The organism is Alteromonas sp. RKMC-009 (genome assembly GCF_003584565.2).
GTDB lineage: Bacteria > Pseudomonadota > Gammaproteobacteria > Enterobacterales > Alteromonadaceae > Alteromonas.
On sequence record NZ_CP031010.1, the window covers coordinates 1133938 to 1150287 of the forward strand.

Here is a 16350-nt window from a genome sequence, read left to right on the forward strand (position 1 = left end):
ATTCAATTTTATTATGCAGGGTTTGTTTTGGATTACACGGATTCAACTCACGAAAGGAATCTACTTTCCGGCAATCTTCACGAATTACTGGTGAGTCTTAATGATGGCTTTACAGCTTTTTATGATAAAAATAAATCGCTGTGTAAGACGTCACCTCCGGTATCGCATTTTGCTTTTCACGCTTTACTCCCTCATTCGTTAAAAGTATTTGAAAATATAGAGTTAACGGATTTGCCCCGCGTCCTGGACGTACAGAATTTCCTCGGTTATCACTGCGTCTTATCTGCATCAGGGTCTGAACAGTACCCCTGGGCATTATCGGTGATTGCTGATAGCAAGAGCATTTCAAAAATTGCCCATGATTTACCAATCGGCGTTATCAACGTGGATAGCAACTGGAATGCGGCTTTTATCAATGCACGCTGCGCTGACATGATGAAAACTTCATTGGATGAGTTATACGGCAGGAAATGGATTGATTATTTGCCCCCGTCACTGGCCAGGGAATTCCGCGATCACGTGAGTGATACTGAAAATTGCCGGAACCTGTATAAAACACGGATAGAGTTCGTTACGCCTCTGGGCAGCATCTATATATTTTCAGTGCAACTGGCTGCTTACTTTGATTCCAGGGACAATTTTATCAGTGCCTCGGTAACCCTGAATGATGTGACCAACGAATTTCGGGCAGAAAGCAAATTGCAATATATGGCTGACCACGACTCATTAACTGAGTTATTTAACCGGTCCGCCTTTATTCGCAAAGTCGAAGAGATGGATGCCAACCGGTTTTCCCGTTCTTTATTTTTGTTTATCGACATCGACAGGTTCAAAGAAATTAACGATACCATGGGTCATAAATTTGGTGACCTGGTCCTGAAGTTTGTCGGCCGGAAGATAAGTTCTGCTGTGCGCGAAAACGATCTCAGTGCCCGATTTGGCGGCGATGAATTTGTTGTTTGTATGTCTTCTATCACTTCAGACAGAACAGTTGAGGGGATAGCACGAAAGATAGATTCCTTATTGAACAGTACCTGTGTGCTGGATGGGCGCGAAATAGAATTGCGTTGCAGTATTGGTATTGCCTGGACGCCCACTATTCAGTTTGAAGAAAATCAGACCAGAGCTGAAAAGGTTCAGGCTGTTCTGGATGCAGCCGACCAGGGGATGTATGAAGTAAAGCGGGGAGCGCTTACTGCAGAACACTTTAAAATTTATGATGTGAATCTCAGAGAGCAAAAGAAGTGGCTCAAGAATCAGAAAAAAGAACTTCAGGACGTTTTAAGTGACGATGGTCTGACGTGCCATTTTCAGCCAATTTACAGTGTGGACGGCCATATCCGTTCAGTAGAAGCCCTCGCCAGATTTAAAACACCGTTTCAGTATTTCAAAGGCATCGAATCCGTTATCAGTTTTGCTAAACGGCAGAACATGGAGTTGGCACTTTTTGATAACGCATTAAAAGAGGCATTGAAAGGCTTCGCACGATTACGCGAGCATCAGCCTGCGTTGACGCTGAATATGAATGTGGATGTCAGTCAACTCGAAGAAGAAAATTTCAATAAAGTCATTACACAACTCTGCATGGAATTCGGGGTTCCTCTTTCCAGTGTATGTATTGAAATTACAGAGATGATGCTAGAGCGTAACAGCACAAGGGTACAGCGACAGATAAAACAATTGCAGCGCAGAGGGTTTTTAATTTCAATGGACGATTTCGGTACCGGATTCAGTTCATTTAAAAGGTTAATGAATTACGATTTTAATGAACTGAAAATAGACCGCTATTTTGTTCAGAATGTGTCCACCAATGACAAATATAAGAAAACTCTGACAGCAATGATCGCAATGGGGAAAAGTCTTAATCTGCAAATTCTGGCTGAAGGTGTGGAAACAGAGGAACAGTTCCAGCTCTGCAGAAATCTTGGTGCCCAGCTTTTTCAGGGGTTTTATTTTTCTAAGCCACAGGATTCGGATACACTAATAAAAATGCTTAACAGTCAGCCATGTGTAACCTGACACAGGTAGTCTATCGGGAATGAAAATGGAAAAGAGAGCAACGGAAAAGGAAGCGCAATACATTGTAGGCATAGGAGCTTCTGCCGGCGGTCTTGAAGCTCTGCAGGAACTCTTTAATGTACTGCCGGACAATCTTGGCGCATCGTATGTCATTGCTCAGCATTTATCGCCTGACTTTAAGTCGATGATGGATGAGCTGTTAAGTAAAAATACCAAAATGGCTGTACATCAGGCAGTAGAGGGGGAAAAACTGAAACCTGATACGGTTTACCTCATACCTGCCGGCAAACTGATGAGGGTGGCTGAAGGATGCATTTACCTGTCTGATTTACCCCCTGACAACCGCATAAATCTCCCCATTAACGAATTGTTCAGAACCATCGCAGAAGACGTACAGAATCGCGCGATAGGTATAATACTATCCGGTACTGGCTCCGACGGTAGCCGTGGCATTCTGTCTTTGAAAGAGATGGGGGCGATGGTCATCGCCCAGAATCCCGCTGAGGCTCGCTTTGATGGCATGCCGTTAAATGCAATCAATACCGGCTCTGTGGATTTCGTGCTGAATGTTCAGGAGATCCCTGAACAGTTAAGACGTTTCATCGAGCATCCGCTGGTGCGGGAGCAACCCAGTAAGTTCCGTGAACACCTATCTAAGAACTCTAAAATACTCGACGACATTCTTGGTTTAATTAACGATCGTACCGAACTGGATTTTCGTGCTTACAAAGAATCTACGGTCTCCCGCCGTATTGAGCACAGAATGAGCATTAACAGCAAGCATACTTTGCTTGAATACTGGGAATACTTAAACGGTACACCAGATGAAGTTGAGCTTGTAAAACAAGATTTGCTCATTGGTGTCACTCAGTTCTTCAGAGACGCTGAGGTTTGGGAAAGGTTGTATGAAGATGTTGTAAAGCCTATGGTGCTGGAAACATCGAAAGATGACACCATTCGTGTATGGGTTCCGGGGTGTTCTACCGGCGAAGAAGCTTATTCTTATGCCATCCTGTTTTCTGAGGCAATGCAGGAACTAAAAGTGGAGCGTCAGGTTACACTGTTTGCCAGCGATATTGATCAGTCTGCCGTAGCGTTTGCCGCGAATGGAATTTATCCCGGCAGTATTTCTTCTGAAATGTCTTCAGAATTCATTGCGCGGTATTTTAATTTACTGAATGACGGCAGTTACCAGGTGACTAAAGAAATCAGAAATATGGTGGTGTTTGCCACCCACAATCTGATTCAGGATCCGCCATTTTCTAACATGAATCTGGTGAGTTGCCGTAACACGCTTATTTATTTACAAAATGCAGCGCAACAAAAAGTGATGGCGTTTTTCCATTTTGCGTTGAAAGTGAAAGGTTACCTCGTATTAGGAAGTGCAGAATCTCCGGGAAGCTTCAGTATCTATTTTGACTTTACCGATCAGCGCAACCGCATCTATCAGAAAGCCAAAGATATAAAAGTGCCTTCCTCCCAAATTCACTCTGCAAAGCCTTTTCAGAACCGGCATTACAAGCCGAAATCTGTAGCTCACTATTTGAGTTCTCCGAATAAGCGCATTGAGGTAGATCGCAAGTCTGCAGCCGTTGGCAGACAGGCAATGATGGAAGCTTACCTGCCTCCGACATTAATTACAGATACAAAATTGCGGGTTATATACAGCTACGGCGATACGACCGCCTTCACAGCACCTCTGCGGCCGGGTTTGGTTACCCATGATTTATCCGATGTCTTGAGAGACGATTTATCAGGACAGGCCATATCAGCTGCCCATCAGGTATTACGTGAAAATATCTCGGTATTCATGGAAGACATCAGAGTAACCGAAACGGAGCGCTGGTCCTTGCGTTGTTTCAGTTTTAATGAAAACGGGCCTGATAATGTGTTTGTCGCTATAAGTTTCGTACCGGGTTCAATGCAATCATCCCCTGATTCAGACATCACCTATAAGCGTAGCGAGCAGACAGTTAAACGCATAGAAGAACTGGATAATGCTCTGATAGAATGTCAGAAGCTTTATCGTGAAGCGCTGGAAGACTTAGATACAACCAGTGAAGAGTTACAGTCGAGTAATGAAGAGTTGATGGCAGCTAATGAAGAACTGCAGTCGACCAACGAAGAGCTGCAATCGGTGAACGAAGAACTCTATACGGTAAACAGCGAGTATCAGCAAAAAATTGTTGAGCTGACGGACATCAACAATGACTTAGAGAATCTGATGATTGCTACCCATCTGGCCGTGCTGTTTCTTAACAGCGATCTCAAAATCAGAAGATTCACACATGCAATGAAGCAATATGTGAATATTATTGATTTTGATATTAACCGGGATTTCAGAGATTTGTCGTTTAAGAAGCCGCTGAGTTCATTAGATGAGCTCGTTTCCCAGGTTAATCGTGGACAGAAATCTACTGTTAAGGAAGTCTATCAGGATGACAGTACCGCGCAGCGTTACGAGGTAACCGTCAGTCAGTATAAAATTGGCGATAGTGCAAAAGGCGTAATTATCTCTATTGTTGAATTACATCAATGAAAGATTCTTCTCACCCTGATGCTATGCTGGAGCAAGGGCAGCATTACCTCGAAAAGGAACTGCTCAATTTGTTGCAACGCGACAAATTAATGTTCGAATTTTTTCAGGATGATGTTGTAGACGGGCTCTGGTACTGGGATTTAACCGACCCTGAAAATGAGTGGATGAGCCCGAAGTTCTGGCGTCTTTTTGGTTACGACCCGGAATTTAAAGAGCACAAAATTACTGAATGGCAGGACATCATTTTTCCTGAAGATCTTGCTGTCGCTAAACGTAATCTTGAGCTTCACCTGAAAAACCCGAAACATCCTTACGATCAGGTAGTCAGATACTGGCACAAAAACGGCACAATCGTGTGGGTACGCTGTCGCGGTATTGCCATTTATTCCAATGAGGGTGAGCCGTTAAGGTTGCTGGGATGCCATCTTGATATGACAAGGGTCATGGAAAGGCAACAGGAGTTGCTTGGCCTTCAAATAAAATATGAGCATCTGCAAAGAAGACTGGATGAAGTGCATTCAGAGCTTTCCCAGGTAAAGCTATTAAATGACTCTCTGCTCCGCCGCTCGGAAAGTGAACGAATCCGGGACGAATACGGGTTTGCCGGAAGCCAGTTTTTTATTGAGCATGTGCGCTTGCTTGCCCAATCTGCTGACCGCTTAGGATGTAAACTCACTACACTAAGGTTCTCTTTCAACGGTATTAATGGCGATATCACTCAGTCGGATGAATTAAAAAACTTTCTCAATAAATCCGTTTTTGCGTTGATTCCGGGGTGTGTTCCTTTTCAGTTTTCAAATGAGCTGATAGGCGTTGTTATGCTGGATTATTCGGAAAATGACGTCAGAAAAATTGAGTTAGAAATGCGAAGTGCTGTTCAGACTCATTCGTGGTTAGCAGGAAAGCCGGTCATAGGCTTGCAATACCGTGTTTTGCCGGTAAACAGCGAAATGTTAGATAAATATCTGGACCTGTCATACATTCTCGAAATGTTCTTTAAATAAAAAGGGTGTGCTGTGAAGCACACCCTTCGGTCTCTTTCTGAATTTCCTCAGATATCGATACTTAACGGGCCAAGGTTCAGAGAAATCAGTGAACCCGAATCACCCGAGTCGCCGGAGTCAGAGCTTGGACCACTCAGGAAGCCTTCGAGTAGTGACAGACTTCCTCCTTCATTCACAGTGGTTACGTTTCCGGCAGCATCGGTAACAGATGCCGATAACGATATCGGGCCTACACCCAAATCGAGGAACGGTCCGTATGTCCAGGTACCATCTTCAGCAATAGTTACGGTTACTGACACAGTTTGCTCAATTCCCAGAATGTTGGCAGTCAAATCTACATTGACGGCCAGACCTTCCAGTTCCGGATCGGCAGTTCCGGAGATAAACGGTTCAGTAATTGTAGGTACGTGGGTCACATTGAGTGACGGCGGGGTCACGTCGACTTCGCCACTCAGAGCTACCTGACTGAGGTTACCGGCCACATCCAGCACTGACACATTTACATTCAGAATACCTTCCGCCACATCGGCGGGGATATCCAGCGTGTATGAGCCGTCACCGGCTACCGTCGTTGTCAGCGACTGGGTTGCGCCCAGCGCATCTTCTGTTTCAATGGTCACCGTCGCGCCGATTTCATCAGATGTACCAGAGATGGTTGGTGTTAAATCGTTAGTGAAACCAATTGCATCAACGGTCAGTATTGGCAGGGTTAAGTCAATTAACCCTGACGTGCTGACGGTTGCCAGGTTTCCGGCATCATCCAGCACCGACACATTCACATCCAGCAAGCCCTCTGAAATGGCGGTTGGCACAGTCGCGGACCAGGTGCCGTCACCGAGTACTGTGGCGTTGAAGCTCTGGGTATCGCCATTACCATCCGTCACAGCAATACTGACAAGAGCGCCGATTTCGTCAGCAGTACCGGAAATCAACGGGGTGTCACTGGCCAGATCGGTGATCGGGTTGATGTTCAGGATTGGCAACGTCAGGTCAATCAGGCCGGAGGTGTTCACCGTAGCCACATTACCTGCTGCATCCAGTACCGACACGTTCACATCCAGTAAGCCTTCTGAAATTGCCATGGGCACGTTGGCAGACCAGGTACCGTCGCCCAATACTGTCGCGTTGAAGCTCTGGGTATCGCCGTTACCGTCTGTAATGTCGATGGTAACCAGGGCACCGATTTCGTCAGACGTACCGCTGATGAGTGGCGTGTCGCTGGCCAGATCGGTGATCGGGTTGATATTCAGGATTGGCAACGTCAGGTCAATCAGGCCGGAGGTATTCACCGTGGCCACATTGCCCGCGGCATCCAGTACCGACACGTTCACATCCAGCAAGCCTTCTGAAATTGCCATAGGCACGTTGGCAGACCAGGTACCGTCGCCGAGAACTGTCGCGTTGAAGCTCTGCGTGTCGCCGTTGCCGTCAGTAATGTCGATGGTAACCAGTGCGCCGATTTCGTCAGACGTACCGCTGATAAGCGGTGTGTCACTGGCCAGATCGGTGATCGGGTTGATGTTCAGGATTGGCAACGTCAGGTCAATCAGGCCGGAGGTATTCACCGTGGCCACATTGCCTGCCGCATCCAGTACCGACACGTTCACATCCAGCAAGCCTTCTGAAATCGCCACAGGTACGTTGGCTGCCCAGGTGCCGTCGCCGAGAACTGTCGCATTGAAGCTCTGGGTATCACCGTTTCCGTCTGTGATATCGATGGTTACCAGTGCGCCGATTTCGTCAGAGGTACCTGAAATCAACGGCGTGTCGCTTGCCAGATCAGTGATCGGGTTGATGTTCAGGATTGGCAACGTCAGGTCAATCAGGCCGGAGGTGTTCACCGTAGCAACATTACCTGCTGCATCCAGTACCGACACGTTCACATCCAGCAAGCCTTCTGAAATCGCCATGGGTACGTTGGCGGACCAGGTACCGTCACCGAGAACTGTGGCGTTGAAGCTTTGGGTATCACCGTTACCATCCGTGATATCGATGGTTACGATACCGCCGATTTCGTCAGAGGTACCTGAAATCAACGGGGTGTCACTGGCCAGATCGGTGATCGGGTTGATGTTCAGGATTGGCAACGTCAGGTCAATCAGGCCGGAGGTATTCACCGTGGCCACATTGCCTGCGGCATCCAGCACCGACACGTTCACATCCAGCAAGCCTTCTGAAATCGCCATGGGCACGTTGGCAGCCCAGGTGCCATCACCGAGAACTGTGGCGTTGAAGCTCTGGGTATCACCGTTACCGTCAGTGATATCGATGGTTACCAGGGCACCGATTTCGTCAGAGGTACCGCTGATGAGTGGCGTGTCGCTGGCCAGATCGGTGATCGGGTTGATATTCAGCACTGGCAGCGTAAGGTCAATCAGGCCGGAGGTATTCACCGTGGCCACATTGCCTGCGGCATCCAGCACCGACACGTTCACATCCAGCAAGCCTTCTGAAATCGCCATGGGCACGTTGGCAGCCCAGGTGCCATCACCGAGAACTGTGGCGTTGAAGCTCTGGGTATCACCGTTACCGTCAGTAATGTCGATGGTTACCAGTGCGCCGATTTCGTCAGAGGTACCTGAAATCAACGGGGTGTCGCTGGCCAGATCAGTAATGGCATTCACGTTCAGAATTGGCAGTGTCAGGTCAATCAGGCCGGAGGTATTCACCGTGGCCACATTACCTGCCGCATCCAGTACCGACACGTTGACATCCAGCAAGCCTTCTGAAATCGCCATGGGTACATTGGCCGACCAGGTACCGTCGCCCAGTACCGTCGCATTGAAGCTCTGGGTATCACCGTTACCGTCAGTAATGTCGATGGTAACCAGTGCGCCGATTTCGTCAGAGGTACCTGAAATCAACGGGGTGTCGCTACCAAGGTCTGTAACCGGGTTAACGTTGAGTACCGGCAAGGTTAAATCGATCAGGCCGGAGGTGCTGACAGTTGCAACGTTGCCCGCATCATCCATGACCGATGCGTCGATTGTCAGTAATCCTTCATTGAGATCTGATGGTACGTTAACAGACCAGGTGCCATCAGGCTGAACCGTGGCAGAGAGGGTTTGTTCAACACCCAAACCGTCTACAAGCACGATTTCAACGTTGGCGCCCAGCTCATCTGAAGTACCGGAGATCGTAGGCTGCACATCGTTTGTATCGACAAACGTGTCCAGCGTGATGCCCGGATCGGCTGTATCGATTGTGCCCGCTGCACTTACGTTCACGATATTGCCTGAATCGTCCAGAACCTGCGCCTCGACGGTGACAGAGCCGTCGGGCAGAACGGGGAGATCTGAGCTCCAGCTTCCATCAGCCTGAACAACTGCAGACAGATTGTATTCAACGCCATCTGAATCGGTCACGGTTAACAGGACAATAGTGCCTACACCTACATCCGTACTGCCTGTAACTGTCGGAGAGTTGTCATTGGTGATATCAATAGGATCGATGATTAAGCTCGGTGCGGCCATATCAATAGTTGAAGTGAGCGTTGCCGTAGCAGTATTACCAGCATCATCGGTAGCCGATGCCTGAACCGTGAACTCACCTTCAGCCAGATCGGTGGGAACTTCAACACTGAATGAACCATCTGCGGCTACAGGAACAGTAAGAGTTTGCTCATTTCCGGCAGCATCGGTGATCACAAGTGTAACGATATCACCTTCAGGAATATCCAACGTACCGGTGATCATGGGGGTTGCATCATCATAGGTTGTGGTAACAACAATGTTTCCTGTAGGAGCTGTGGTATCCACCTCTCCACTTGTTGAAGCACTACCTGTATTCCCCGCGGCATCCGTAGCAGATGCATCAACTGTGTAGTTGCCATCGGCCATGTTTGCAGGCACATCTGCACTGAACGTGCCATCAGGCTGAACTGTTGCAGTGAACGTTTGTACATCACCGTTGGCATCAGTGACGGTTAATGTCACAGCCTCACCCGGCGTCAGATCCGTGGTGCCGGAGATTGTTGGCGTAGCATCATTACCGAGACCTTCAGCATCCAGTGTGACTACTGGTGCAGTGGTATCGATATTACCGCTGGTTGAAGCCGTCCCGGTGTTACCGACTGCGTCGGTCGCGGCAGCATCAACCGTGAAGTTACCTTCTGCCATTTCTGCTGGCACATCGGCGCTGAACGTGCCATCAGGTTGCACAGTTGCTGTTACTGTTTGTGCATCACCGTTAGCATCGGTCACGGTCAGGGTGACAGATTCGCCCGCTGGCAGATCGGTGGTACCTGAAATGGTGGGCGTGGTGTCGTTACCTGTGCCCTGAGCGTCCAATGTGACTGTCGGTGCGGTTGTATCCACCGTACCTGACGTTGAAGCCGTGCCGGTGTTACCGGCTGCATCGGTAGCGGCCGCATCAACGGTGAAGTTACCTTCTGCCATTTCTGCAGGGACATCGGCGCTGAAAGTGCCGTCTGGCTGCACAGCAGCGGTAACGGTTTGCGCATCGCCGTTGGCATCGGTGACTGTTAACGTCACTGATTCGCCCGCTGGCAGATCGGTGGTGCCTGAAATAGTCGGGGTAGTGTCGTTACCTGTACCTTGTGCATCCAGCGTGACTGTCGGTGCAGTGGTATCCACCGTACCTGAGGTCGAAGCCGTACCGGTGTTACCGGCTGCGTCTGTAGCGGCAGCATCAACGGTGAAGTTACCTTCTGCCATTTCCGCAGGGACATCGGCGCTGAACGTACCGTCAGGTTGTACAGTTGCGGTAACAGTTTGTGCATCGCCGTTGGCATCGGTCACGGTAAGGGTGACGGATTCACCGGCTGGCAGGTCGGTTGTACCGGAAATGGTCGGTGTGGTGTCATTGCCTGTGCCCTGGGGATCCAGCGTGACCGTTGGGGCAGTGGTATCGATATTGCCACTGGTTGAAGCCGTACCGGTGTTACCGGCTGCATCGGTAGCGGCAGCATCGACGGTGAAGTTACCTTCTGCTAACCCAGCAGGAACATCGGCACTGAACGTACCGTCTGGTTGTACGGTTGCGGTAACAGTTTGCGCATCACCATTGGCATCAGTGACTGTTAACGTCACTGATTCGCCCGCTGGCAGATCGGTGGTGCCGGAAATAGTTGGTGTGGTGTCGTTACCGGTGCCCTGCGCATCCAGCGTGACCGTTGGCGCAGTCGTATCAACTTCACCGCCAGTTGCTGTTGCAGTCGTGGAATTACCGGCTTCATCAGTGGCCGTCGCTTCAACGGTATAGCTACCTTCAGCTAGTTCCGCAGGGACATCGGCACTGAACGTACCGTCTGGTTGTACGGTTGCTGTTACTGTTTGTGCATCACCGTTGGCATCGGTCACGGTTAACGTCACAGATTCACCGGCTGGCAAATCGGTGGTACCAGAAATAGTCGGGGTAGTGTCGTTACCTGTACCTTGTGCATCCAGTGTGACTGTCGGTGCAGTGGTATCCACTGTACCAGACGTTGAAGCCGTACCGGTATTACCGGCGGCATCCGTGGCGGCAGCATCAACAGTGAAGTTACCTTCTGCTAACCCAGCAGGCACATCGGCGCTGAACGTACCGTCTGGTTGTACGGTTGCTGTTACTGTTTGTACATCACCGTTAGCATCGGTCACGGTCAGGGTGACAGATTCTCCCGCTGGCAGATCCGTGGTGCCTGAAATAGTTGGCGTGGTGTCGTTACCTGTGCCCTGAGCATCCAGAGTGACAGTTGGTGCAGTGGTATCAACTTCACCGCCAGTTGCTGTTGCAGTCGTGGAGTTGCCCGCCTCATCAGTGGCCGTAGCTTCAACGGTGTAGCTACCTTCTGCCAATTCCGCAGGGACATCGGCGCTGAAGGTACCGTCTGGCTGCACAGTTGCTGTTACTGTTTGTGCATCACCGTTGGCATCGGTCACGGTTAACGTCACAGATTCGCCCGCTGGCAGATCCGTGGTACCGGAAATCGTAGGCGTGGTGTCATTGCCTGTGCCCTGGGCATCCAGTGTGACTGTCGGTGCGGTGGTATCCACGGTACCTGAGGTTGAAGCCGTACCGGTGTTACCGGCTGCATCGGTAGCGGCAGCATCGACGGTGTAGCTACCTTCTGCCAGTTCTGCAGGCACATCGGCACTGAACGTACCGTCAGGTTGCACGGTAGCGGTAACAGTTTGCGCATCGCCGTTGGCATCTGTCACGGTTAACGTCACAGATTCTCCCGCTGGCAGGTCGGTTGTGCCTGAGATAGTCGGTGTGGTGTCGTTACCGGTGCCTTGTGCATCCAGTGTTACTGCCGGTGCGGTGGTATCCACCGTACCTGAGGTTGAAGCCGTACCGGTATTACCGGCGGCATCCGTGGCTGCCGCATCGACGGTGAAGTTACCTTCTGCCATTTCCGCTGGGACATCAGCACTGAACGTACCGTCTGGTTGTACGGTTGCGGTAACAGTTTGCGCGTCACCATTAGCATCGGTCACGGTTAGCGTCACAGATTCACCGGCTGGCAGATCCGTGGTACCAGAAATCGTAGGCGTGGTGTCATTGCCTGTGCCCTGAGCGTCTAATGTTACCGTCGGTGCAGTGGTATCAACTTCACCACCTGTCGCGGTAACCGTTGTTGTGTTGCCTGCTTCGTCAGTGGCGGCGGCCTCTACAGTAAATCCGCCTTCTGCCATTTCTGCAGGCACATCGGCACTGAACGTACCGTCAGGTTGCACGGTAGCGGTAACAGTTTGCGCATCGCCGTTAGCATCGGTCACAGTTAACGTTACAGATTCTCCCGCTGGCAGATCCGTGGTACCGGAAATAGTCGGCGTGGTGTCATTTCCTGAGCCTTGCGCATCCAGCGTGACCGTAGGGGCTGTGGTATCAACTTCACCGCCAGTTGCTGTTGCAGTCGTTGAGTTGCCTGCATCATCAGTGGCCGTCGCTTCAACGGTGTAGCTACCTTCTGCCAGTTCCGCAGGGACATCGGCACTGAAGGTGCCGTCAGGTTGCACGGTTGCGGTGACGGTTTGCGCATCGCCGTTGGCATCTGTCACTGTTAATGTCACAGGTTCTCCCGGTGGCAGGTCGGTTGTGCCTGAGATAGTCGGCGTGGTGTCGTTACCAGTGCCCTGAGCGTCTAATGTTACCGTCGGTGCAGTGGTATCAACTTCACCACCTGTCGCGGTAACCGTAGTTGTGTTGCCTGCTTCGTCAGTGGCGGTGGCCTCTATAGTAAATCCGCCTTCTGCCATTTCTGCAGGCACATCGGCGCTGAAGGTACCGTCTGGTTGAACGGTCGCTGTCAGAGTCTGTGCATCACCGTTAGCATCTGTCACGGTTAATGTTACAGATTCTCCCGCTGGCAGATCCGTGGTGCCTGAAATAGTCGGCGTGGTGTCGTTACCTGTCCCTTGGGCGTCTAATGTGACTGTTGGTGCAGTGGTATCAACTTCACCGCCTGTCGCGGTAACCGTTGTTGTGTTACCTGCTTCGTCAGTAGCGGTGGCCTCTACAGTAAATCCGCCTTCTGCCAGCTCTGCTGGGACATCGGCACTGAAGGTGCCGTCAGGTTGCACGGTTGCGGTGACGGTTTGCGCATCGCCGTTGGCATCTGTCACGGTTAGCGTCACAGATTCACCGGCTGGCAGATCCGTGGTACCAGAAATCGTAGGCGTGGTGTCATTGCCTGTGCCCTGAGCGTCTAATGTTACCGTCGGTGCAGTGGTATCAACTTCACCACCTGTCGCGGTAACCGTTGTTGTGTTGCCTGCTTCGTCAGTGGCGGCGGCCTCTACAGTAAATCCGCCTTCTGCCATTTCTGCAGGCACATCGGCACTGAACGTACCGTCAGGTTGCACGGTAGCGGTAACAGTTTGCGCATCGCCGTTAGCATCGGTCACAGTTAACGTTACAGATTCTCCCGCTGGCAGATCCGTGGTACCGGAAATAGTCGGCGTGGTGTCATTTCCTGAGCCTTGCGCATCCAGCGTGACCGTAGGGGCTGTGGTATCAACTTCACCGCCAGTTGCTGTTGCAGTCGTTGAGTTGCCTGCATCATCAGTGGCCGTCGCTTCAACGGTGTAGCTACCTTCTGCCAGTTCCGCAGGGACATCGGCACTGAAGGTGCCGTCAGGTTGCACGGTTGCGGTGACGGTTTGCGCATCGCCGTTGGCATCTGTCACTGTTAATGTCACAGGTTCTCCCGGTGGCAGGTCGGTTGTGCCTGAGATAGTCGGCGTGGTGTCGTTACCAGTGCCCTGAGCGTCTAATGTGACTGTTGGTGCAGTGGTATCAACTTCACCACCTGTCGCGGTAACCGTAGTTGTGTTGCCTGCTTCGTCAGTGGCGGTGGCCTCTATAGTAAATCCGCCTTCTGCCATTTCTGCAGGCACATCGGCGCTGAAGGTACCGTCTGGTTGAACGGTCGCTGTCAGAGTCTGTGCATCACCGTTAGCATCTGTCACGGTTAATGTTACAGATTCTCCCGCTGGCAGATCCGTGGTACCGGAAATAGTCGGCGTGGTGTCGTTGCCTGAACCTTGCGCATCCAGCGTGACCGTTGGGGCAGTCGTGTCAACTTCACCACCAGTCGCGGTAATCGTAGTTGTGTTACCTGCTTCGTCAGTGGCGGTGGCCTCAACAGTGAATCCGCCTTCTGCCAGCTCAGCAGGGACTTCTGCACTGAAAGTGCCGTCAGGTTCAACGGTAGCTGTAATTGTTTGTTCATTGCCGTCTGAACCAGTGACAGTCAGCGTGACGGTCTCCCCGGCTGTTAAGTCTGTTGTACCGGAAATGACAGGCGTAGTATCGGAATCTACATCAGGTGGATTGATAGTCAGTTCAGGCGCTGTTGTATCTGGCTCAACAGGATCGACGGGGTCTGATGGTTCTACTGGCTCAGAGGGATCGACATCTGTCGAGCCTTCTGAGGGAGGCGGGGTAGTGGTGCCACCTTCAGGGGAAGTTGTTGTGTCGCCACCCTCAGGAGTAGTGGTTGTTTCTCCGGTTTCACCCGGAGTAGTGGTCTCGCCGGTTTCACCAGGAGTTGTGGTCTCACCGGTTTCACCCGGAGTTGTGGTCTCACCGGTTTCACCCGGAGTAGTTGTCTCGCCGGTTTCGCCCGGAGTGGTTGTCTCGCCGGTTTCACCCGGAGTAGTGGTCTCGCCGGTTTCGCCCGGAGTGGTTGTCTCGCCGGTTTCGCCCGGAGTGGTTGTCTCGCCGGTTTCGCCCGGAGTGGTTGTCTCGCCGGTTTCACCCGGAGTAGTCGTTTCGCCGGTTTCGCCCGGAGTAGTTGTTTCGCCGGTTTCGCCCGGTGTAGTGGTCTCGCCGGTTTCGCCCGGAGTGGTTGTTTCGCCGGTTTCGCCCGGAGTGGTTGTCTCGCCGGTTTCGCCCGGAGTGGTTGTCTCGCCAGTCTCACCCGGTGCGTCAGGTGCTGTCTCTTCTGCCGGTGCTGGTTCTGACTCAGCCGCTGTTACAGAGAAGGTGTCGTTAGCCTGAGTCTGGTTGCCGGCTGCATCCGTTGCGGTTACACCTACTGTGTAATCACCCTCAGCGAAGTTGTCCGGTAAAGTCAGATTAAAACTGCCGTCCGCGAGGACATCAGCAGTAAAAGTCTGACTGGTGCCATCTGCACCGGTCACGGTAATTTCAACGACACTGCCCTGAGCCAAATCAGTCGTACCGCTTAGTACAGGCGTTTCTCCTTCAGCAGCATTTACCTCAAAAGTAAGCTCTGGTGGAGTGAAATCTGTTTCACCGGTGGCATTTACTGACGTCGTATTACCCGCTTCATCGCTGGCGGTAACCGCTACATCAAAAGCGCCTTCCACAAGAGGGGCTACCGGTGTTGCGGAGAAGCTGCCATCTTCAAGAACGATGGCAGTGATAGTTTGCTCGTTTCCGTCTGCATCAGTGATTGTGATGGATATTTCGCTGCCTGCAGGCAAATCTGAAGTGCCGCTGATTTCGGGAAACTCATCGTTGGTAACCTCGATGGGATTTACATCGATAGTGGGAGGCGTGGTATCAACCAAAAATGTTTCTGATACCGTAACTGTGCCGTTCTGAGGATCCGGTGCTTCAACGACAACATCGAAAGTACCGTCTTCCAGCGTATCCGGTAACGTAGCATTGAAACTGCCGTCATCTGCAACGACAACGTCAATAGCTGTTTCAGCGCCAGTCTCATCAATGATTGTAATTGTAATCGGGGTACCGGGTTCCAGATTAGAATCACCGGCTACTACAGGCGGAAAATCACCGGAGATGGTGATGTTGTCCAGTGTAGTAGATTCGTCCTGAGTCGCTGTACCGGCAGGATCCTGCTCGATATTCTGTGGTTCTGTCGTCGCCGGCTCATAGTCAAATGCCAGCGGATCCACATCTTCGGCAATACGGCTTAATTGCACAAATGACGCACCGCCGCCACCGGCACCACCGCCGCCACCGGCCGCAGTTTCTTCTAACGCATCAAGGATGTCTCCGTCGCCACTCAGCAGGGCGTCAATATCCGGAACGCCCTGCGAACCGGTGGAGTCAAATCCCGCATCACCACCGTCAACCATGGCAAGCATGTCATCAAGAGAATCGTCGTAAACCACGAATTCATCATCGAAGGCAGATGCTTCAAATGACTCTACATCTGCTACCAGTTGCGGTGCACCCGGAGCAAGGTCAATGGCTCCCTGTTCCTGAGTGATGATCTGGCCACCGTTGTCTGAAACGATTTGCGCATCTGACGGGATCGTATCGCCGGCTGAGACCGGGAATTCATCCCCGTTGGGAAGGCGGATAAATACGTCACCGGACACATTAGTTACGTTCAACATAATTCAATAC

At 51.2% G+C, this 16350-nt stretch carries 4 protein-coding genes; 3 read left to right on the forward strand and 1 reads right to left on the reverse strand.

The window, feature by feature from the left end:
- Nucleotides 1–27 precede the first annotated feature (27 nt).
- The 3 genes from DS731_RS05000 to DS731_RS05010 are packed head-to-tail and all read left to right on the forward strand — an operon-like array spanning nucleotide 28 to nucleotide 5562.
- Complete coding sequence (locus DS731_RS05000) at nucleotides 28–2019, forward strand: putative bifunctional diguanylate cyclase/phosphodiesterase (RefSeq protein ID WP_119500292.1); 1992 nt, start codon at nucleotides 28–30, stop codon at nucleotides 2017–2019.
- A gap of 25 nt (nucleotides 2020–2044) precedes the next feature.
- The gene (locus DS731_RS05005) at nucleotides 2045–4558 is read left to right on the forward strand and encodes a chemotaxis protein CheB (protein ID WP_119503306.1); all 2514 of its coding nucleotides are present in this window, start codon (nucleotides 2045–2047) and stop codon (nucleotides 4556–4558) included.
- Nucleotides 4555–5562 (forward strand): PAS domain-containing protein, encoded by a 1008-nt coding sequence (locus DS731_RS05010; RefSeq protein WP_119500293.1) that lies wholly within the window; start codon nucleotides 4555–4557, stop codon nucleotides 5560–5562. Before DS731_RS05005 ends, DS731_RS05010 begins: the two co-directional genes overlap by 4 nt.
- A gap of 47 nt (nucleotides 5563–5609) precedes the next feature.
- Here DS731_RS05010 and DS731_RS22200 read toward each other — a convergent pair whose 3' ends face one another.
- On the reverse strand, nucleotides 5610–16340 hold the full coding sequence (locus DS731_RS22200) for an Ig-like domain-containing protein (protein ID WP_119500294.1): 10731 nt from the start codon (nucleotides 16338–16340) through the stop codon (nucleotides 5610–5612).
- Between the last annotated feature and the right edge of the window lie 10 nt (nucleotides 16341–16350).

What these genes read in the sequence shown, in the direction of transcription:
- DS731_RS05005 (WP_119503306.1), top strand. Translation starts at nt 2,045, where the DNA reads ATGGAAAAGAGAGCAACGGAAAAGGAAGCGCAATACATTGTAGGCATA.
- DS731_RS22200 (WP_119500294.1), bottom strand. Translation starts at nt 16,340, where the DNA reads ATGTTGAACGTAACTAATGTGTCCGGTGACGTATTTATCCGCCTTCCC.
- DS731_RS05010 (WP_119500293.1), top strand. Translation starts at nt 4,555, where the DNA reads ATGAAAGATTCTTCTCACCCTGATGCTATGCTGGAGCAAGGGCAGCAT.